This is a genomic window from Allobrachymonas denitrificans DSM 15123 (assembly GCF_900110225.1).
Taxonomy (GTDB): domain Bacteria; phylum Pseudomonadota; class Gammaproteobacteria; order Burkholderiales; family Burkholderiaceae_C; genus Brachymonas; species Brachymonas denitrificans.
Genome location: NZ_FOCW01000001.1, coordinates 926,373 through 946,578, shown reverse-complemented (window position 1 = coordinate 946,578; position 20,206 = coordinate 926,373). Strand labels below are relative to the sequence as shown.

The following is a 20,206-nucleotide window of genomic DNA, read 5'->3' as shown; positions in this document are numbered from 1 at the left end:
GCGCCTGCCCTCCTGGATGGATCAGCGCCCGCCTTCGCGCAGGCAACGCAGGTAGTCGCGCACCGTGGCGTCGTAGCCCAGCTCCAGCGCATCGGCAACCAGCGCATGGCCGATGGACACTTCGCTCACCCCCGGCACTTCGCGCACGAAGGCGGCCAGATTGTCGCGGTTCAGGTCGTGGCCAGCATTGACCTGCAGGCCGGCATCCAGCGCGGCCTGCGCAGCGGCGGCAAAGCGCTGCAGCTGCACAGCCTGCTCAGGCGTACCCCAGGCGGCGGCATAGGGTTCGGTATAGAGTTCGACGCGATCAGCGCCCAGTTGGCGTGCCGCTGTCATGGCTTGCGGATCGGCATCCATGAACAGGCTGACGCGCACGCCCAGCTCGTGGCATTCATCGATCAACGGGCGCAGGCGCTCGCGCACGGCAGGGTCGTTCAGGTCCCAGCCATGGTCGCTGGTGAACTGGTCTTCGCTGTCGGGCACGAAGGTGGCCTGGTGTGGCCGGGTATCACGGATGAAACCCATCAGGTTCTGTGTCGGGTTGCCCTCAATGTTGAATTCGCGCTCGGGCCAGTCGCGCATCAGTGCCGCCAGATCCGTCACGTCACCGGCGCGGATATGGCGCTCATCCGGACGGGGATGGATGGTGATGCCGTCGGCCCCCGCCTGCAGGCACAGCGTGGCTGCGCGCGTGACACTGGGAATGCCCAGATGGCGTGTGTTGCGCAGCAAGGCAACCTTGTTCACATTGACCGACAGACTCGTCTTGCCCGGCTGACTCATAGTTTCTGTAGCTCCAACATCATTTGACGCGTACGCAGCGTCTCGACGCCGCAATGGTAATGCAGCAATCCACGCAACTGCTGCTTGAGGGCTTGTGCCAGCTCCCGTTGTTCCATACAGAGGTGCAGCAAGGCGTGCAGAGGAGCGCTGTCGTCCATGGCCTGCTGCAGGACGAGCCAGTGCTGTCCGGCCAGTGCCTGCCGTGCCTCGGAGGGCTGCGCCTGACGCAGGCCACTTTCGGGCAGCAGCACATAGCGGTCATCCGCCTGTACGGGCCTGTGGGTCAGCGTCTGCACATCGAACACCGGCAACACGCCGACCTCGCGCAACAGCGTGAGTTCGAAGGCACGCAGCACGGCCTCCAGCACCTCGGTCGTCGCGGCGGCATCCTGCGCCAGCAATGCGACGGCAGTGGTATAGCTGTCGAACAGCGCCGCATGGGGGTCGTCCCGCGCCAGCAGGCGCATCAGCAATTCGTTCAGGTAATAGCCGGACAGCAGCGCTTCGCCGGTCGGCATCACATGGCCGCCCACCCATTCTGCGGATTTGAGCGTGCCGATTTCGCCATCGCTGCTGTAAGTCAGCTGCAGAGGCTGCAGAGGCAGCAGCACCGGCCGGAAGTTGGAACTGGGCCGCTTGGCCCCCTTGGCCACCAGCGCAGTACGGCCATGGTGGCGCGTGAACACCTCCAGAATCAGGCTGCTCTCGCTCCAGTCATAGCGGTGCAGCACGAACGCCGGTTCGTGCGTGATGCGCTTCAGTGCCACGGCACCCTCCGCAGGGCAGCGGCCACGGCTTATTCGTAGCCGAACGAGCGCACGCGCGCTTCGTCATCAGCCCAGCCGGAACGCACCTTCACCCAGAGCTCCAGGAACACCTTGGCATCCATCAGCTTTTCCAGCTCCTGGCGTGCTTCCATGCCGATGCGCTTGATGCGCTCGCCCTTGTCGCCGATCACCATGGCCTTGTGGCCATCGCGCTCGACCACGATGGTGGCAGCAATGCGCACCATGCGTGACACCTTCTTGCCCGGCTCTTCCTCGTACTTGTCGATCACCACCGTGGAGGTATAGGGCAGCTCGTCGCCGGTCAGGCGGAACAGCTTCTCGCGCACGATCTCGCTGGCGAGGAACTTCTCGCTCTTGTCGGTGAGCTCGTCGGCGCCGTACCACCAGTCCTGTTGCGGCAGGTATTTGGCGGTGATCTCCAGCAGGCGCTGGATGTCCTTGGGGTTCTTGGCCGACATGGGCACGAACTCGGCGAACGGGTGACGCTCCTGCATGTCACGCAGCCAGGGCGCGATCTCGCTGCGGCGATGCACGTTGTCCAGCTTGTTGGCGATCAGCAGCACCGGCACATCGGCCGGCAGCAGCGACAGCACCTTGGCATCGGCCAGGCTGAAATGGCCGGCCTCGACCACGAACAGCACCACGTGCACATCGGCCACGGCACCGGTCACGGCCTTGTTGAGCGACTTGTTCAGGGCATTGCCATGACGGGTCTGGAAACCGGGCGTATCGACAAACACGAACTGGTTGGTGCCTTCGCTGCGGATGCCGGTGATGCGGTGGCGCGTGGTCTGCGCCTTGCGCGAGGTGATGCTGATCTTCTGGCCGACCAGCGCATTCAGCAGCGTGGACTTGCCCACATTGGGCTTGCCGACGATGGCAACCAGCCCGCAATGCGGCAGGCCTGCGCCCTCCCCGGCTTCGGTCGCCGCAACATCGGCAGCAGGCGCACCACCGGTGGCCGGAGCACGGCCAAGAATTTTTTCCAGCTGCCTGGCCACATCGGGCGCAAGCTCACCCTTGTCATCGGAGCGGGAATCGGGAAAAACGGGATCTTGGTTCATGGCGCCTTGCGTTGCCCCGCGCTGCGGGTGCGGATGGAAAGTGTGCGAGCAACCGACTTGCCCTGGGGATAGGCCTGCTGCAAGCGCTGCAGGGCCTTGCTGGCCGCATCCTGTTCGGCGGCGCGGCGCGAGGAGCCGCTGCCGCGCTCGCTCACCTGCAGGGCTTCGATCAGGCAGTCGACCACAAAGGTCTGCTGATGGGCGGCGCCCTCGATATCGGCCACCTGGTAGCTGGGCAGCGCCAGCTTGCGGCCCTGCAGCCATTCCTGCAGCGCGGTCTTGGGGTCCTTGCCTGCGGCAGACATGCTGCTGCTGATGTCGACATCGGCAAACAGGCGGTGCACCACGGCTTCGGCCGGCGCATAGCCCGCATCCAGATACACCGCGCCGATCACGGCTTCGAAGGCATCGGCCAGGATGGACGGGCGCTTGAGGCCGCCCGACTTCAGTTCGCCCTCGCCCAGCCGGAGCGAAGAGGCCACATCCAGTTTGACGGCAACGCGGTGCAGGCTGTCCTGCTTGACCAGGTTGGCGCGGATGCGGGAGAGGTCCCCTTCCGGCGCCTGTTCCAGCTTGCTGTAGAGCAGGCTGGAAATCGCCAGACCCAGCACCGAGTCGCCAAGGAATTCAAGCCGTTCGTTGTGATCGGCCGAGAAGCTGCGGTGCGTCAGCGCGCGCTGCAACAGGGCCGGGTTGGCAAACGCATGGCCGATGCGTCGCGCAAGCTGGTCCAGCGGATGGGAAGTAGCAGGTGTGCCAGACAAGGAGAGATGACTCGTCAAAAGGGAGAATCAGGTTGCAGGAAACAATACACGAATCGCCGTGCCGCCGCAATGCAGCAGCCCGGTCAGCGTCACTCGATGCGGCCGATGCGCTTGAGGTCGCCCAGGTTCAGCCAGACGGCGACCGCCTTGCCGACGATGTGGTCATCGGGCACAAAGCCCCAGAAGCGGGAGTCGGCGGAATTGTCGCGGTTGTCGCCCATCACGAAGTAATGGCCAGCCGGCACCTTGCAGGTTACGCCCTCGATGCTGTAGCGGCAGCTCTCACTCTGCGGGAAGTCTTCCAGCACCGGAATGCCGGCGGGACGGTTCGCGTCAATCAGGATGCGGTGCGTATGCGTACCCAGCTGCTCCTGGAATTGCTGGTAGTACTGCATGGTGCTCTCATCCAGAAAATCGGGCAGCGGCGTATGGTCGATTTCCTTGCCGTTCACGCTGAGCTTCTTGTCGATGTAGCTCACGGTATCGCCCGGCAGGCCCACCACGCGCTTGATGTAGTCCACGCTGGGCTTGGGCGGGTAGCGGAACACCATCACCTCGCCACGCTGCACCGGCGTGCCCTGGGTGATCTTCTTGTTCAGCACCGGCATGCGCAGGCCCCACTCGTACTTGTTCACCAGGATCAGGTCACCGATCAGCAACGAAGGAATCATGGAGCCGGAGGGAATCTTGAACGGCTCGTAGGCGAACGAGCGCAGCAGGAACACGGCCAGGATCACCGGGAACAGGCCCGCCGTCCAGTCCAGCCACCAGGGCTGTGCCAGCAGGCGTTCTTTGGTCTGCGCCACGTTCACGTTGTCGCCGGTCACGCCCTTGGCGGCCAGACTGGCTTCACGCTGGCTCTGGGCGATCTCGAAATCGGCCGCGGCCTTGCGGCGGTGCGGCTGGAACCAGAACTTCTCGGCGATCCAGTAGACGCCAGTGACGCACACTGCCATGAACAGCAGCAAGGCCATGTTGCCCTCGATCGCGCCGAAGTACCAGCCCGCCATGTAGGCGACGAAACCACCCAGAACCAATGCAGTCAGAAAAGGCATGCGTTCAGTCTTCCACTTGCAAAATGGCCAGGAACGCTTCTTGCGGCACCTCGACCGAACCAATCTGTTTCATGCGCTTCTTGCCCGCCTTCTGCTTCTCGAGCAGCTTGCGCTTGCGCGTGATGTCACCGCCGTAGCACTTGGCCAGCACGTTCTTGCGCAGCGCCTTCACGGTTTCGCGCGCAATGATGTTGGCACCGATGGCCGCCTGGATCGCCACGTCGAACTGCTGGCGGCTGATGATCTCGCGCATCTTGGCCACCACGGCACGGCCGCGGTACTGCGCCTGCGTGCGGTGCACGATGATGGACAGCGCATCGACCTTCTCGCCGTTCAGCAGGATGTCGACCTTGACCACGTCGGACGGACGGTATTCCTTGAACTCGTAGTCCATACTCGCATAGCCGCGTGACACGCTCTTGAGCTTGTCGAAGAAGTCGAGCACGATCTCGCCCAGCGGCAGCTCGTAGGTCAGCATGACCTGGCGGCCGTGGTACTGCATGTTCATCTGCACGCCGCGCTTCTGGTTGGCCAGCGTCATCACCGGGCCCACGTAATCCTGCGGCATGTACAGGTGCACGGTCACGATGGGCTCGCGCACTTCCTGGATGCGGCCGACATCGGGCATCTTGGAGGGGTTTTCCACCATGATGACCTCGCCATCGCCCTTGACCACCTCGTACACCACGCTGGGCGCGGTGGTAATCAGGTCCATGTCGAATTCGCGCTCCAGGCGCTCCTGCACGATTTCCATGTGCAGCAGGCCCAGGAAACCGCAGCGGAAGCCGAAGCCCAGCGCCTGCGACACCTCGGGCTCGAAATGCAGCGAAGCATCATTGAGCTGGAGCTTTTCCAGGCTGTCACGCAGCGCGTCGTACTGGTTGGCTTCGGTCGGGTACAGACCTGCGAACACCTGCGGCTGCACTTCCTTGAAGCCAGGCAGTGCCTTTTCGGCCGGGCCGAGGTTGTTGGGCAGCTTCTTTTCGAGCGTGATGGTGTCGCCCACCTTGGCGGCCTTCAGCTCCTTGATACCGGCAATGATGTAGCCTACCTCGCCCGCCTCGAGCGACTCGCGCGGCTGGTTGGCCGGCGTGAACACACCGATGTTGTTGGCATCGTAGGCAGCGCCCGAAGCCATCATCTTGAAGCGTTCGCCCTTCTGCAGACGGCCATCGACCACGCGCACCAGCATCACCACGCCGACATAGCTGTCAAACCAGCTGTCGATGATCATGGCGCGCAGGGGGGCCTCCGGGTTGCCGCGCGGCGCCGGCACCTTGGCGACAATCATCTCAAGGATCTCGTCGATGCCCATGCCGGACTTGGCAGAACAGGGAATGGCATCGCCTGCGTCAATGCCGATCACGTCCTCGATCTCGGCCTTGGCGTTGTCGGGATCGGCCTGCGGCAGATCCATCTTGTTGAGTACGGGCAGCACTTCCACGCCCAGATCGAGCGCGGTGTAGCAGTTGGCCACGGTCTGCGCTTCCACGCCCTGGCTGGCATCGACCACCAGCAGCGCGCCTTCGCAGGCGGACAGGGAGCGGCTGACTTCATAGGAGAAGTCGACGTGGCCGGGGGTATCGATCAGGTTCAGGTTGTAGATCTTGCCATCCTGCGCCTTGTACTGCAGCGCGGCGGTCTGCGCCTTGATGGTGATGCCGCGCTCCTTCTCGATATCCATCGAGTCAAGCACCTGGGCCTCCATGTCGCGCTCGGCCAGGCCGCCGCAACGCTGGATCAGGCGGTCTGCCAGCGTCGACTTGCCGTGGTCGATGTGCGCGATGATGGAAAAATTACGGATGTGGTTCATGAACAGTGAATGGCAGGCCCTGAGGGCAGAAATCTAGGGGTGGGCCACACCCCGGCCTGCACTGCCGCTTGTGCACAGCGTCAGCGCGGACCGAATAGTGCCGGGAAAACTGGGAAGGCTGCGCCCTGTGGCACGACAGGGTCACACTTGCGCCTTCTTTTTGCAACCTGATATTTTAGCCGGTTTGCCTGCCTGTTCGGCAAACCGGCGGCAGCGATGCTGCCCGGCCGTCAACGCGCCGCCGGACGGATCATGGTGAACTGCGCAAACTCGCCACGCTGGAACAGCAGGCTGGAAGCCCGGTTGGGCGGCAGCTTGCCGACAGCGGCGGAGAAGCCCGCCACATTGTCCACCTGCTGGTTGCCGATCGCCAGGATGATGTCGCCCTGCGCCAGACCGGCACGCTCGGCCGGACTGCCTGCTTCCACTTCCTGCACCAGCACGCCCCCCTTGCCGCGCAACTGCTGGCGCTGCTGGGCAGAAATCTCGGCAACGTTCAGGCCCAGCGACTTGATGGCCGCCGCGCCCGGCAGCTTCTCGCCATTCTGGCCCAGCAGGCTGCGCGGCGTGGCATCGTCCTCGGCTTTCGCGATGGTGATGGCGAGATCCTTGCTGCTGCCGTTGCGCAGCACGGTAATGGTGGCTTCCGTGCCCGGCTTGGTTTCGCCCACCAGGCGCGGCAGATCGGAGGTGCGGGCAATCGTGCTGCCGTTGAATTTGGTGATGATGTCGCCTGGCTGCACACCGGCCTTCTCGGCCGGCGAGCCGGATTCGACGCCACGCACCAGCGCGCCCTCCTCCTTACCCAGGCCCATGGATTCGGCCACATCCTTGCCCACCGTGCCGATCTGCACGCCGATGCGACCGCGCGTTACGGTGCCGGTGGCACGCAGCTGGTCGGCAATGCGCACCGCCTCGTCGATCGGGATCGAGAAGGAAATGCCCATGAAGCCCCCCGAACGCGAATAGATCTGGCTGTTGATGCCGACCACCTCGCCCTGCATGTTGATCAGCGGGCCACCCGAGTTGCCGGGGTTGATCGCCACATCCGTCTGGATGAACGGCAGGTAGTCACCCGTGTCGCGCTGCATGGCGCTGACGATACCGGCAGTCACAGTGTTTTCCAGGCCAAAGGGCGAGCCGATGGCCATCACCCACTGCCCCACCTTGAGCGTGTCAACCTTGCCGATGCGCACGGCCGGCAGATCCTTGCCTTCGATCTTCACCACGGCCACGTCGGTACGCACATCCTTGCCCACCACCTTGGCGCGGAATTCGCGCTTGTCCGGCAGGGTCACCAGCAGGTCGTCCGCGCCGTCCACCACGTGGGCATTGGTCATGATGTAGCCGTCAGCCGACAGGATGAAGCCGGAACCCACGCCGGTGGGGCGCTCCTCGCCACCATCGGGGGCCGGAGAACCCCGACGCGGGTGGCCGTCGGGCAGCGGTACACCGAAGAACTTGCGCAGCAGCTCCTCCATCTGCTCCTCGGGCGTGCCGCTGCCACCCAGACGGGAGGTGCGCACCTTCTCCATGGTGCGGATATTGACCACGGACGGCCCCACGCGATCCACCAGCGGCGTGAAATCCGGCAGGCCGGCCACCAGCGGTGCTGCCGGCGCGCTCGACTGGTTGATGGCAATCGGCGGCGTTGCCAGCGGCTGCGAAGCACTGGCCGCGGGCGCTGCCGGTTTCTCGCTCGTAGTCGGCTTGCAGCCTGCAACACCGGCTGCCAGCATCACGGCGACAGTCGCAGCAGCCGTCATGCGCCATGCGCCAGAATGGTTGCGCGATGCGGCAGAAGAGTCGGATGCGGAAGAGGAGCGGGAACGGGAGAGCATGGCGAAAACCTCGGGTCGAAATCAGGAACGGCTAGAGAGTGCACCACAACGGCCCTCTGTCGCATCGCAGCATATGGTGCCACGGGTGCCCGCAATCAAGATGTAACGGCTGGCAGCAACCCCCCATCCGCCTCAGCGGCTGGTGCGCTGCAGGCTGTCCAGCAGCTGTTGCAGGGCGGCCGGTGGCACTTCGCCCACCGCCGTGACCTGCTGGCCGGCAATCCCCTGGCTGCGGATGCTGGTCGCACCCTTGCTGCGGACAGCATGCGCTCCCTCTGCCGAAGCCGGACGGAAGAACAGCGAAATGCTGCTGAGACCATCGGAAAGCACGCAATGCGTGACCGGCGATGCAGCCACGTTCGCCGGGGCACTGCCACGCGGCGCCGGGCCGGAAGGCGCCCTTCCGGATAGCGACTCGGGCGGCCGCAGATAGCAATGCGTTACAAAATACCCGGCCAGCGGCTTGCGCCAGGCCCAGCCCTGCTGCTGCAGAGTGGTGGCGCGCAAGGCCGTCTGCTGCACGCGGTAGCCGGACGTCTCCTTCATCATGCCCTCGAGTAGCGCATAGGACAGCGGTGCCTGAATCTGCAAATCGGAGAACGCCACTTCGCGCAGCACATCGGACTGAGCGGAAGTGGCGCCAGATGAGAGCATCTGCCACTTCAGCAGCAAGCCGGTTTTCTGGTCGCTCCAGAAACGGTAGGCGTAGCGGAGACCATCCACGGGCGCAAAGGCAACCACGTCTGCTACATGATTGGCCACACGCTCCTGCCCCAGATGGCTGGCCCGGTAATAGCGGGCCGCCTCGGCCTGAAGTTGGCCTGGCAGCGGCATCATGCCGGGAAACAGCGTGGCCTGGCGCGGCATGTTGGTACGGATGCGCAGTTCCTTCTTGTCGCGCAGGAAGACGTGGACCGCATGTTCGGTGCGGAAAATGCTGCGCGGGGATCCTGACAGATTGTCCACCCGCTCGATCTGCCGCCCGTCACGCACGGCATGCCAGACCCGCGCGCTGCGCAGGTTGCCACGCTCGCCCGACATGGCCAGCGTGCCGGCATAGGACTGCTGACGCGACGCCTGCTGCCAGCGCTGCAGCCATTGCTGGGCGGATCGCTCTGCAACGGCCTGTGCAGGAGCGGCTTGCACCCGCTGCAAGCCGGAGACAGCCGGAAGCACCGAGCCCAGCAAGCCGGCGCCCAATGCGGCCGACACCATGACGCCACGCGCCATGGCACGTTGCACACAGGTCAGGATTGCGTTGCTTGCTGCTCCCATGCACTTACCTTGTATCCAGCGACGCCATGGTCAACTCGGGCAGCAGCGACTGGCCGCCAACCTGCGCGTGCGCCGCCAGCATTTCCTCCAGTTGGGGCTCGGGCAGGGTTCCGGAATCGGCCATCACAAACGCCGCCTGCCCGGTCGGCGCAGCCGCCGGACTCTGCTGCGCCTGTGGCACCGTAACCGGCGATTGTTGCGCCATCAGGGCCATGCTGCCCGCCTGGGGTTGCAGTGTCAGCACATTCCAGCCCAGCAAGGCCACCGCTGCCACCGAAGCAAAGCCGGCCGCCATCTTCCAGCGCCAGAGGCCATCGTTGGCAGCATCGCGTTGCGTATCGAACTGGTCGACACGCTGGGGGGCGGGCTGCAGCCCGGCCGGCGCCTGGAGCAGGACCTGCCCTGTTGCGTCGCCCTCGCCGTGCACTTCCGACAGGACGTCTTCCTGCATGCTGGCCACATGGGTCTGCGCCAGCGCCTGCTGCAGGTTGCCCATCCAGGCAACAGACGTTGCAGGCAGGCTCGCATCCACCAGTTCGTCCGCATGCGATTGACGCAGCACATCGCCGGCAAGATGCCAGTCGCACCATGCAAGGCGGCCTGCATCCGCACTGGCAGCCCAGCTCAGCAACTGCGCCTGGTCCACACCGTCGGGCAGCGCTTCTCCGTCCATCCAAGCGGACAGGGCCTGCGCCATGTCCGCAGGCTCAGACAATGGGGTTGTCCTGGCTGTCATGTTCATTCCTCGTTACCAGCGCTTTCCGCTCCGGTTTTCCAGCATCGGCCGCAACTTGCTTGCCACCGCTTCGCGCGCCCGGAAGATGCGCGAGCGCACCGTACCGATCGGACACTGCATCAATTCCGCAATCTCGTCGTAGCTCATGCCATCGATCTCGCGCAGCGTGATGGCCCGACGCAATTCCTCGGGCAAGGCATCGATCGCCTCATTCACTGCCGTTGCGATTTCCTTGGCTGCATACAGCGCTTCCGGCGTTTCCTGCGTTGTTGGTTCGTTCTGGCGCAGAAAAGTTTCGTCCTCGTCGCCATCACTGCCACTCAATGCCGCATCGCTCAGCGTCGGGTTGCGCTTCATGTCGAGCAAGGCCTTGCGTGCCGTGTTCATGGCGATCCGATGCAGCCAGGTGTAGAACTGCGCGTCGCCACGGAACTGGTGCAGGGCGCGATAGGCCCGGATGAAGGTTTCCTGCGTGATGTCGGGCACGGCGTCCACGTCACGCACCATGCGCGCCACCAGCCGCTCGATGCGCTTCTGGTACTTGAGCACCAGCAGCTCGAAGGCCTTCTGGTCACCGGCGAGCGTGCGCTGCACCAGTTGCCAGTCCACCTGGCGGTCTGCAGGCATGTCGTTGAGGGCCGGCTTGTCGCTCATGCGGACAGCTCCGGCGACAGGGCCACCTTGCCCTGCTGCTGTTGCGACCAGACCAGCGCCTGGCGCAGGCCTTGCCAGGCGGCAGGACTGGCGGTGCGTTGCGCCCAGACCCAGCGCGGACGCGGGGAGCGCGCCGCAGACAGGCTGGTCGCCGATGTGACTGCCGCAACAGGCTCCAGACGCAGCAATACAGCAAACTGCCAATCAAGCGTGAGTCGGCACTGCCAGCGCGGAGCGTCCTGCAGGGATGCCGCATCGCCAGCGGTCCGCAACAGCCAGTGTTCTCCTGTCCACAGCAGCCAGCCACGGGCCAGCGCGTGCCACCAGCGCCAGCCCATCAACGCTGTCGCCGCCAGCCACAGCCAGGCAGCCCACCACACGATGCGCAACTCAGCCGCACGGAAATCCTGTTGCCAGCGCCACAGCAGCAGCACAGACACCCCGCCCAGCAGTGCCAGAAACAGCACGGCCGCAGGGGCCCGGTCTTCCGTCAGGGGAAACCGGACCGCCGGCGGCCGTCGGTGCTGGCTCATGGGGTGCCGTAGGCCGGTGAAACCGGTCAGCAAGCGGTAATGCGCATCAGGCGCGCTTGAACACCAGCGTGCCGTTGGTGCCGCCAAAGCCGAAGTTGTTCTTCATCGCCACGTCGATCTTCATGTCGCGGGCGGTGTTGGCGCAGAAGTCCAGATCACACTCGGGATCCTGCTCGAAGAGGTTGATCGTCGGCGGAGCCTTCTGGTGGTGCAGCGCCAGCACCGTGAACACGCTCTCGATGCCGCCGGCACCACCCAGCAGGTGGCCGGTCATGCTCTTGGTGGAGCTGACCACCATCTTCCTGGCATGGTCACCCAGCGCCGCCTTGATGGCGTTGCACTCGTTCACGTCGCCCAGCGGCGTGGAAGTGCCATGGGCATTGAGGTAGTCGACCGCGTCGGCGTTCAGGCCGGCGTTGGCCAGCGCAGCCACCATGGCGCGGCGCGGGCCGTCCATGTTGGGGGCCGTCATGTGACCGGCATCGGCGCTCATGCCGAAACCCGCCACTTCGGCATAGATCTTGGCACCGCGCGCCTTGGCGTGCTCGTACTCTTCCAGCACCATGATGCCGGCGCCCTCGCCCAGCACGAAACCGTCGCGGTCCTTGTCCCAGGGACGGCTGGCCGTGGCCGGATCGTCGTTGCGGGTGGACAGAGCGCGCATGGCGGCAAAGCCGCCGATGCCCAGCGGGGACACAGTGGATTCCGAGCCACCGGCGATCACCACGTCGGCGTCACCGTATTCGATCAGGCGTGCGCCCTGACCGATGGAGTGCAGGCCGGTGGTGCAAGCCGTGACGATGGCCAGATTCGGGCCCTTGTAGCCGAAGCGCATGGACACATGACCCGCCACCATGTTGGTGATGGAGGCCGGCACGAAGAACGGCGTGATGCGGCGTGCGCCGCGTGCCATGTACTCTGCGTGGGTGTTCTCAATCAGGGGCAGGCCACCAATGCCGGAACCGATCACGCAACCGATGCGTTCGGCCACCTCGGGGGACAGTGCCTCGCCGAACGGCAGGCCGGCATCTTCCACAGCCTGCTGCGCTGCAGCCAGGCCGTAGTGGATGAAGGTGTCCATGGTGCGTGCCTCTTTGGTGGAGACATATTTCTCCAGTTCGAAGCCCTTCACTTCACCGGCAATCTGGCATGCCATGGCGGATGCGTCGAAGCGGGTGATCTTGCCAATACCGGAACGACCGGCGAGCAGGTTGGCCCACGCTTCGTTCACGGTATTGCCCACAGGCGATACACAGCCCAGGCCAGTAACGACAACGCGACGACGGGTCATGGCAATTCTCAATCAGTTGGCTGCCCGCATCCGGCTGCAGTGGCAGCACACGGCATGGGGCAGGAGCAAGTCAAACAGCAAACACGCGCACACGAGCGACCGGCGTCTGGCGGAGGTCTGCTCGGGTGCGGCATTTCAGGAATAAGGGAACAAGGGGTGCCGGCTTTCGCCACTCACCCCATATGCCAATAGCCGGCTGTGCCGGCTCGGCAGGTTCCGGTCATGCAGCCTCTCCCGCAGGAGCGCCGGCAGACCGGAGAACGCGCGCTCAGGCCTTCTGGTGAGCGTTGGCGTAGTCGATGGCGTTCTGCACCGTGGTGATCTTCTCGGCGTCTTCGTCCGGGATCTCGATGCCGAACTCGTCTTCCAGAGCCATCACCAGTTCGACGGTGTCCAGGGAATCGGCACCCAGGTCGGCCACAAATGCCTTTTCGTTGGTCACTTGTGCTTCTTCAACGCCCAGTTGCTCGGCGATGATTTTTTTGACGCGTGCTTCGATGTCGCTCATAGTTATCTCTATCTTGGTAGTGGAAAGGAAAGTTTGATTTTATCCGTTTGCCGGGAGTTTTCGCAGACTGCATGCATATCGATGCAGCATGCGCCCTCCCCCGGCACGGCGCTATCTTATCAGGCCATGAACATGCCGCCGTTGACGTGCAGCTCCTGCCCCGTAATGTAACCGGCCTGCGGCGATGCCAGGAAGGCCACGGCATGGGCGATGTCCTGCGGACGGCCGAGGTGGCCCAGCGGAATCTGGCCCAGCAGCGCCTTCTGCTGCTCTTCGCTCAGTTCAGCCGTCATGTCAGTGTTGATGAAACCCGGAGCCACGCAGTTGACGGTGATGTTGCGGCTGCCCAGCTCGCGCGCCAGGGCGCGCGTCATGCCGGCCACGCCGGCCTTGGCCGCTGCGTAGTTGGCCTGGCCGGGGTTGCCGGAAGCACCCACCACGCTGGTGATGCTGATGATGCGGCCGTAGCGCTGCTTCATCATGGGCTTGATGGCGGCGCGGCTGACACGGAACACGGCCTTGAGGTTGGTGTCCAGAACGGCGTCCCAGTCCTCGTCCTTCAGGCGCATGGCGAGCATGTCGCGCGTGATGCCTGCGTTGTTCACCACCACGTGCAGGCCGCCCTGCTCCTTGATGATGCCGTCCATCAGGGCCTCGACGGCGGGCAGGTCATTGACGTTGACGCAGGCGCCCTTGCAGCCTTCCCAGGCGGACAGCGCCTGGCTGATCTTGTCGGCACCGGCTTCGGTGGTGGCCGTGCCGATCACGCGAAAGCCGTTTTCGGCGAGCTGCTGGGCAATGGCTGCACCAATGCCGCGGGAAGCACCGGTGACCAGAGCCACCTGCGGAGTCGTGTTTGTCGTCATGCTTTGTCCTTGATCAGGTTCAGGCCAGTTGTGCCTTGGCATCGGCCAGGCTGGCCGGGTCGAACACGGCAGCGCTGGTGAGCGCGGGATCGATGCGCTTGTTCATGCCGGACAGCACCTTGCCCGGGCCGCACTCTACCACGTGCGTGATGCCGCGGGCCGCAATGGCCTGCACGCACTCCACCCAGCGCACCGGGCCGAAGGCCTGGCGGTACAGGGCATCGCGGATGCGCTCCGGATCGGTTTCGACGGCCACGTCGATGTTGTTGACCACCGGAATCTGCGGTGCGGACAGATGGGTCTCGGCCAGCTTGTGCTTGAGCTTTTCGGCAGCCGGCTTCATCAGGCTGGAATGGAACGGCGCGGACACCGGCAGCGGCAGCGCGCGCTTGGCGCCCAGCGCCTTCAGCACTTCGCAGGCCTTCTCGACGCCAGCCTTGCTGCCGGCGATCACGGTCTGTGCGGTGTCATTGAAGTTGACGGCCTCGGCGACTTCGCCAGGCATGTCGTTCATGGCGGCAGCACAGCCTTCGATCACCTTGTCTGCCGGCAGGCCCAGGATGGCCGCCATGGCACCGGTGCCAACCGGCACGGCTTCCTGCATGGCCTGCGCGCGGAAACGCACCAGCGGAGCTGCCTGCGCCAGCGTCAGCACGCCGGAAGCGACCAGCGCGGAATACTCGCCCAGCGAGTGACCGGCCACGAGGGAGGGCTCGGCACCGCCTTCGGCCAGCCAGGCGCGGTAGGCTGCAACACCGGCCACCAGCATCACGGGCTGGGTGTTGGTGGTGAGCGCCAGCGCCTCTTTCGGGCCTTCGTGGATCAGCTTGGCAACGTCCTCGCCGAGGGCGTCGGAGGCCTCCTGCAGGGTTTGCTGGACGACAGGATGATCACCCCAGGCGTCGAGCATGCCGACGGACTGGGAACCCTGACCGGGAAACACAAAGGCGAATTGGGTCATGATGGTACTCAGGAAAGGGAAAATTCAGGAAACGCGCCCGACGGGTACGGATCAGTACTGCAGCAGTACCGAACCCCAGGTGAAGCCGCCGCCGACACCTTCCAGCAGCAGCTTCTGGCCGCGCTGGATCTGGCCGTTGCGCACGCCGACGTCGAGTGCCAGCGGGATGGAGGCTGCCGAGGTGTTGCCGTGGTCGTGCACGGTCTGGATCACCTTTTCGGGCGACAGGCGCAGCTTGCGCGCCGTGCTCAGCATGATGCGGATGTTGGCCTGGTGCGGCACCAGCCAGTCGATGTCTTCCTTCTGCATGCCGGCTTTTTCCAGGGCGGCGGTGGCAGTCTTTTCGAGCAGGCCGACAGCCAGCTTGAACACCGCCTGACCATCCATCTGCAGCAGCGGGTTGCCGCTGATCTCGCCCCCGCTCACGTGGCCCGGCACGTGCAGGATTTCGCGATGGCTGCCATCGGCGTGCAGGTCGCAGGCCAGGATGCCGGGCTCATTGCTGGCTTCCAGCACCACGGCGCCGGCACCATCACCGAACAGCACACAGGTGGTGCGGTCGTTGAAATCGAGAATGCGGGAGAAGATTTCGGAGCCGATCACCAGTGCCTTGCTGGCAGCGCCGCTGCGGATCATGCTGTCGGCCACGGTGAGCGCGTAGATGAAGCCGGTGCACACGGCCTGCACATCGAATGCGGGACAGCCGGCGATGCCGAGCTTGTGCTGCACGATGCTGGCGGTGGACGGGAACACCATGTCGGGCGTGGAGGTGGCGACGATGATCAGGTCGATGTCGCCAGCCTGGCAGTTGGCCGCCTCCAGCGCCTGACGCGCGGCATGCACGGCCAGATCGCTGCTGAAGACGCCGTCATCGGCAAAGTGGCGCGCCTGGATGCCGGTACGCTCGACGATCCACTGGTCCGAGGTTTCCACGCCCCGCTGCGCCAGCTGCTCCACCAGTTGCTGGTTGGTAACGCGACGCGGCGGCAGGTAGCTGCCGGTTCCGGTAATACGGGAGTACTGAGGCATGGACGGGCTCTTCTCGGGAGTAACCGGGGTGGCGCCGTGTGGCGTCATGCCCCTGTCACAGGTTTAGGGTTAGCCTGATATTTTAACCACTATGGTCCATGCACGCGCAGGCGCATGGACATGGCTTGCCGGCTCAGGCCACAGCCCCGGGCGATGGCATCACACAGGCCTGGATGCGCTGCTCGACACGCGCCAGCAGCTGGTGGCGGGCAGCATCGTAGGCGCTTTCGAGGGCATACCCGAAAGCCAGTGCATCGGCCGAGCCGTGGCTCTTGAAGACCAGACCACGCAGACCCAGCAGCGCCGCGCCGTTGTAGCGGCGATGGTCGAGCCGCTTCTTGAGCGCGGACAGCACTGGGTACGACAGCACGGCCGCCACCTTGGAGAACACGCCGCGAGAAAATTCTTCCTTGAGGAAGGAGGCAATCATGGATGCCAGGCCTTCGCTTGCCTTGAGCGCCACGTTGCCGACAAAACCGTCGCACACCACGATATCGGTCGTGCCCTTGAAGATGTCATTGCCTTCGACGTTGCCGTAGAAGTTGATGTCGCCACGCTCGCCGGCCGCGCCGAGCAGCTCGGCCGCCTTCTTGATGGTTTCGCTGCCCTTGATGGCTTCTTCGCCGATGTTGAGCAGGCCCACGGAGGGACGCGGATTGTCCTTGAGCACGGACACCAGCGCAGAGCCCATGATGGCGAACTGCAGCAGATGCTCCGGCGTGCAATCCACGTTCGCACCCAGATCGAGCACGGTGGTGGCGGCGCCCTTGGCATTAGGCATCTGGGTGGCGATGGCCGGACGGTCGATGCCTTCGACCGTCTTCAGCACGTAGCGCGCAATCGCCATCAGGGCACCGGTGTTGCCTGCGGACACGGCCGCCTGCGCCTGACCTTCCTTGACCTGGGCAATGGCCACGCGCATGGAGGAATCCTTCTTCTTGCGCAGTGCGATTTCCACCGGGTCTTCCATGGAAACCACCTCGGAGGCCGGCACGATGCGCACGCGCTCGGCCGGAATGGCGGCCGCTTCCTTGAGGCGGGACCAGCCCGCACTGACGGCCTCGGGCTGCCCCACCAGCAACAGCTTCACATCGGGGTGACGCTGCAGAAAACGGGCACAGGCCGGCAGTGTGGTGCTCAGGCCGTGGTCGCCCCCCATGCAATCCACCGCCAGCGTCACTGGCGCAGAAGGTTCGCTCATTTGATGCGTCCTAGCGTTGCTATTCAGGAAAAGTCAGCCAAAACAAAAAGCCCGAGGCTACGAGAGCGTCGGGCCTGACTGGCAGCACCGGGTATCAGGCTTCAGACTTGTTCTTCAGCACCTGACGGCCACGGTAGAAACCGTTGGGGCTGATGTGGTGACGCAGGTGCAGTTCACCAGTGGTGGGCTCGACTGCCACGTTGGGTGCAGTCAGGGCGTTGTGCGAACGGTGCATGCCGCGCTTGGAAGGAGATTTCTTGTTTTGCTGAACGGCCATGATCCGCTCCTCTAAAAAAAGTTGATGGGTTCCGGGCTTTGCCTGCAGCCATGACCCGGAATATACCTTCCGGCTCCCTGTACGACCGCGAAAGGGTCTTGGGGACTGTGCCGCCTGCCAATAATTGCCGCACAGGCGCTTTGCCTATGCAGTAAAGCATGGAATTATAACCAGTTTTCATGCACTCCTGCAAGATCGGTGCGGCAAAAATCCCACCGTCGTGCAGTCTGGCGTGGTTGACGCTGGCTGGCAGCGTTCAGGCACCGTTGTTTTTCTTCAGGGCCTTGAGGGCGGCGAAGGGATTGGGCTTCTCTTGCTCGCCGGCATCGAAGTCGTGCGTCTGCACCTGCATCGGCGGCGTACTCGGGCAGACCTCGTGACGAGGCGCCACCGGCAGCTCCATCAGGAGTTCGTCCTCGACCAGCGCCTGCAGGTCGAAATCCTTGCGCCAGACCAGCACGTCTTCTTCCAGCTCCTCGTCCAGCTGCTCCGCCGTGGCTTCGTCGCGCACGAAACGAAAGGACCGCTCGAAGGCCAGTGCCTGCCGCATCGGCTCCAGGCAACGCTGGCACTGCATGCCCAGCTCGGTCTGCGCCTGCAGATCGAGCCAGATCTCGGGCGCGCCGCCCGCCACTGGTTCGCTACGACCCTGGGTCTGCCACCGCACGACGGCCTTTCCCTCGCCATCCAGGTCTTCGCGCGACAGGCGCGCGTAATGCGACAATGGATCCTCGCCGGACAGGCTCGCGCCGGCCTCGGCAAAAGCCACGATGTCCAGATGACGTGCATTGAAGGGCTGCGCCGCGCGCTTGCCGCCAGATTTGATGTCGTTTGCCATACCCCGAGTGTAAGAGAATCCATGTCTTCCGCCTCTTCTTCCGCCGCGCGCCGGCTCATTCTCGCCTCCACCTCTCCCTACCGTCGCGAACTGCTGCAGCGCCTGCGCCTGCCGTTCGAGGTGATGTCCCCGGACACCGACGAGACCCCCCACGTGGACGAGGATCCCCGCAGCGTGGCCCGTCGTCTGGCACTGGCCAAGGCGCAGGCCGTCGCCATGCAGCAGCCGGATGCGGTGGTGATCGGATCGGACCAGGTGGCCGACCTGCATGGCCGACCCCTGGGCAAGCCGGTGACCCACGAACGTGCCGTGGCACAGCTGCGCATGATGCGCGGCCAGACCGTGGTATTTCACACGGCCGTGGCGGTGGTGTGCAGGAACAGCGGCTTCGAGGCAGTGGATGTGGCACAGGTCAGCGTGACCTTCCGCGACAGCGACACCGGCATGAGCGATGCCGACATCGAAGCCTACCTGCAGGCCGAGAAACCCTATGACTGCGCCGGCAGCGCCAAGAGCGAGGCCCTGGGCATTGCCCTGCTGGCACGCCTGCAGAGCGATGATCCGACCGCGCTGGTCGGACTGCCCCTGATCAAGACCGTCAGCCTGCTGCGGGCCGCTGGCGTTCCCGTTCTGGCCGGAGCGACTGCATGAGCGGCACCCTGTATCTGGTGCCAGCGCCGCTGGACTTCGGCTGCGAACCGCCGCTGCCTCCTATCACCGACGTGCTGCCCCAGGCCACCCTCGAACAGATGGCGCGCCTGCGCTACTGGATCACCGAAAACGCCAAGACCACGCGCGCCCTGCTCAAGCGTGTGGATGCCGTCGTGCCACTGGCGGCGCCATTGCAGGAGCTGCAGATTGCCACCCTGCCGCGCGAAGTGCACAAGAAAGGGGACCACCTGCCCGGCCAGGCTGGCCAGGCCGACATGGCCAAGGCCGCACGCGCGCTGCTGCAGCCTGCGCTGGATGGCCATGATGTGGCTCTCGCCAGCGAAGCCGGCATTCCGGCCGTGGCCGATCCGGGTTCATCGGTGGTGCGAGCCGCCCATGCCGCCGGCATTCCGGTCGTGCCTCTGGTGGGCCCCAGCTCCCTGTTGCTGGCGCTGGCGGCCAGTGGCCTGAATGGGCAGAACTTTGCCTTCACCGGATACCTGCCGCAGGATATTCAGGAGCGTGCCAAGCGCCTGCAGGCACTGGAATTGCTGGCGCAGCGCAGTGGTCAAACGCAATTGTGGATTGAAACGCCCTATCGCAATCAGGCGGTATTCGATCATGCACTGCAATGCCTGAAACCCGAGACCCGTCTCTGCATTGCCCATGGGCTGACACTGCCCAGCATGCAGATTCAACAGGCCAGCATTGCGCAATGGCGCAAGAATCGCCCCACCCTGCCACCGAAGTTGCCGGCAGTATTCGCGCTGGGGGTTTGATTAAGACTGCCGTATCAGCAACACAACCTGAACAGGTCAGAGGAAACACCTGCCACCAGGCAGCGACACCAGCATAAAAAAAGCACCTGCTCTCAGGTGCTTTCTTGTATGGATACAGGATTTTCCCTGCATCCATGCGGATTTACTTGATCAGGAAATCCTCGCGGTTCTTGTCCTGAATCCAGCGCGGCGGCTTGCCACGACCGGTCCAGGTTTCACCGGTTTCGTTATTGCGGTACTTGGGCGCCACCTTGCTGCCAGTGGAGGCAGCTTTGGCACCACGACGGGTACCGAACAGATCCTGCTCGGTCAGGTCATATTCGCCAATCAGGCGACGGCAAGTGGCAATCGCTTCGGCCGTCTGCTCCTGACGCGCCTGACGAATGCGGGCTTCCAGTTCTTCACGCTGCTTCAGCAGTTCTTGCAAGGAATTCATAGGCGCTCCTGTCTGTTTCAGTTGGATATTCAGTGCACTGGATTATAGGCCCGAATTTCCATC

The 20,206-nt window shown here is 64.3% G+C and carries 22 protein-coding genes; 2 read left to right on the top strand and 20 right to left on the bottom strand.

The window, feature by feature from the left end; all coding sequences use genetic code 11:
* Positions 1-21: 21 nt before the first annotated feature.
* From BMW28_RS04320 to BMW28_RS04230, 19 genes are all read right to left on the bottom strand, one after another.
* Positions 22-783 carry a pyridoxine 5'-phosphate synthase gene (locus BMW28_RS04320; protein ID WP_091814260.1) on the bottom strand — a complete coding sequence of 254 codons (762 nt, stop codon included), beginning with the start codon at positions 781-783 and terminating at the stop codon, positions 22-24.
* Entirely contained in the window at positions 780-1,550 is a 771-nt protein-coding gene (gene recO, locus BMW28_RS04315; protein ID WP_091814258.1) for a DNA repair protein RecO, read from the bottom strand. Before recO ends, BMW28_RS04320 begins: the two co-directional genes overlap by 4 nt.
* 29 nt (positions 1,551-1,579) lie before the next feature.
* Positions 1,580-2,635, bottom strand: coding sequence for a GTPase Era (gene era / locus BMW28_RS04310; RefSeq protein WP_091814256.1), 1,056 nt, complete (start codon positions 2,633-2,635; stop codon positions 1,580-1,582).
* Positions 2,632-3,369, bottom strand: coding sequence for a ribonuclease III (gene rnc, locus BMW28_RS04305; RefSeq protein ID WP_091815486.1), 738 nt, complete (start codon positions 3,367-3,369; stop codon positions 2,632-2,634). The genes era and rnc overlap by 4 nt, the downstream gene beginning before the upstream one ends.
* Positions 3,370-3,488: 119 nt before the next feature.
* Entirely contained in the window at positions 3,489-4,454 is a 966-nt protein-coding gene (gene lepB / locus BMW28_RS04300; protein ID WP_091814254.1) for a signal peptidase I, read from the bottom strand.
* Between the two features lie 4 nt (positions 4,455-4,458).
* Positions 4,459-6,267, bottom strand: a complete 1,809-nt coding sequence (gene lepA / locus BMW28_RS04295; protein ID WP_091814252.1) for a translation elongation factor 4 — start codon at positions 6,265-6,267, stop codon at positions 4,459-4,461.
* A 230-nt stretch (positions 6,268-6,497) separates the two neighbouring features.
* Positions 6,498-8,006, bottom strand: a complete 1,509-nt coding sequence (locus BMW28_RS04290; RefSeq protein WP_091815484.1) for a DegQ family serine endoprotease — start codon at positions 8,004-8,006, stop codon at positions 6,498-6,500.
* A 234-nt stretch (positions 8,007-8,240) separates the two neighbouring features.
* Positions 8,241-9,383 (bottom strand): MucB/RseB C-terminal domain-containing protein, encoded by a 1,143-nt coding sequence (locus BMW28_RS04285; RefSeq protein WP_091814250.1) that lies wholly within the window; start codon positions 9,381-9,383, stop codon positions 8,241-8,243.
* A gap of 4 nt (positions 9,384-9,387) precedes the next feature.
* Complete coding sequence (locus BMW28_RS04280; RefSeq protein WP_159430712.1) at positions 9,388-10,119, bottom strand: hypothetical protein; 732 nt, start codon at positions 10,117-10,119, stop codon at positions 9,388-9,390.
* 12 nt (positions 10,120-10,131) lie between these two features.
* On the bottom strand, positions 10,132-10,773 hold the full coding sequence (gene rpoE, locus BMW28_RS04275) for an RNA polymerase sigma factor RpoE (RefSeq protein WP_234969969.1): 642 nt from the start codon (positions 10,771-10,773) through the stop codon (positions 10,132-10,134).
* Positions 10,770-11,306: a hypothetical protein gene (locus tag BMW28_RS04270; protein ID WP_143280545.1), complete on the bottom strand. Its 537-nt coding sequence runs from the start codon at positions 11,304-11,306 to the stop codon at positions 10,770-10,772. The genes rpoE and BMW28_RS04270 overlap by 4 nt, the downstream gene beginning before the upstream one ends.
* Positions 11,307-11,352: 46 nt before the next feature.
* Positions 11,353-12,597: a beta-ketoacyl-ACP synthase II gene (gene fabF, locus BMW28_RS04265; protein ID WP_091814243.1), complete on the bottom strand. Its 1,245-nt coding sequence runs from the start codon at positions 12,595-12,597 to the stop codon at positions 11,353-11,355.
* 268 nt (positions 12,598-12,865) lie between these two features.
* A complete protein-coding gene (gene acpP, locus BMW28_RS04260; RefSeq protein WP_091814240.1) occupies positions 12,866-13,105 on the bottom strand; it encodes an acyl carrier protein in 240 nt (79 codons plus the stop codon).
* Between the two features lie 119 nt (positions 13,106-13,224).
* Positions 13,225-13,971, bottom strand: a complete 747-nt coding sequence (fabG, locus tag BMW28_RS04255) for a 3-oxoacyl-ACP reductase FabG (RefSeq protein ID WP_091814237.1) — start codon at positions 13,969-13,971, stop codon at positions 13,225-13,227.
* Between the two features lie 19 nt (positions 13,972-13,990).
* A complete protein-coding gene (gene fabD, locus BMW28_RS04250) occupies positions 13,991-14,932 on the bottom strand; it encodes an ACP S-malonyltransferase (RefSeq protein WP_091814234.1) in 942 nt (313 codons plus the stop codon).
* Positions 14,933-14,983: 51 nt separating this feature from the next.
* A complete protein-coding gene (locus BMW28_RS04245) occupies positions 14,984-15,961 on the bottom strand; it encodes a beta-ketoacyl-ACP synthase III (RefSeq protein ID WP_091814232.1) in 978 nt (325 codons plus the stop codon).
* 133 nt (positions 15,962-16,094) lie between these two features.
* Positions 16,095-17,162, bottom strand: a complete 1,068-nt coding sequence (gene plsX / locus BMW28_RS04240) for a phosphate acyltransferase PlsX (RefSeq protein WP_091814229.1) — start codon at positions 17,160-17,162, stop codon at positions 16,095-16,097.
* Positions 17,163-17,256: 94 nt separating this feature from the next.
* Positions 17,257-17,439, bottom strand: a complete 183-nt coding sequence (gene rpmF, locus BMW28_RS04235; protein ID WP_091814226.1) for a 50S ribosomal protein L32 — start codon at positions 17,437-17,439, stop codon at positions 17,257-17,259.
* A gap of 256 nt (positions 17,440-17,695) precedes the next feature.
* Complete coding sequence (locus BMW28_RS04230) at positions 17,696-18,277, bottom strand: YceD family protein (RefSeq protein ID WP_091814223.1); 582 nt, start codon at positions 18,275-18,277, stop codon at positions 17,696-17,698.
* Positions 18,278-18,298: 21 nt separating this feature from the next.
* Here BMW28_RS04230 and BMW28_RS04225 point away from each other — a divergent pair, with 21 nt between their 5' ends.
* Complete coding sequence (locus BMW28_RS04225) at positions 18,299-18,928, top strand: Maf family protein (protein WP_091814221.1); 630 nt, start codon at positions 18,299-18,301, stop codon at positions 18,926-18,928.
* Positions 18,925-19,707, top strand: coding sequence for an SAM-dependent methyltransferase (locus BMW28_RS04220; RefSeq protein ID WP_091814218.1), 783 nt, complete (start codon positions 18,925-18,927; stop codon positions 19,705-19,707). Before BMW28_RS04225 ends, BMW28_RS04220 begins: the two co-directional genes overlap by 4 nt.
* A gap of 142 nt (positions 19,708-19,849) precedes the next feature.
* Here the strand turns inward: BMW28_RS04220 and BMW28_RS04215 are convergent, their stop codons facing one another.
* Entirely contained in the window at positions 19,850-20,143 is a 294-nt protein-coding gene (locus BMW28_RS04215; RefSeq protein ID WP_091814216.1) for an H-NS histone family protein, read from the bottom strand.
* Between the last annotated feature and the right edge of the window lie 63 nt (positions 20,144-20,206).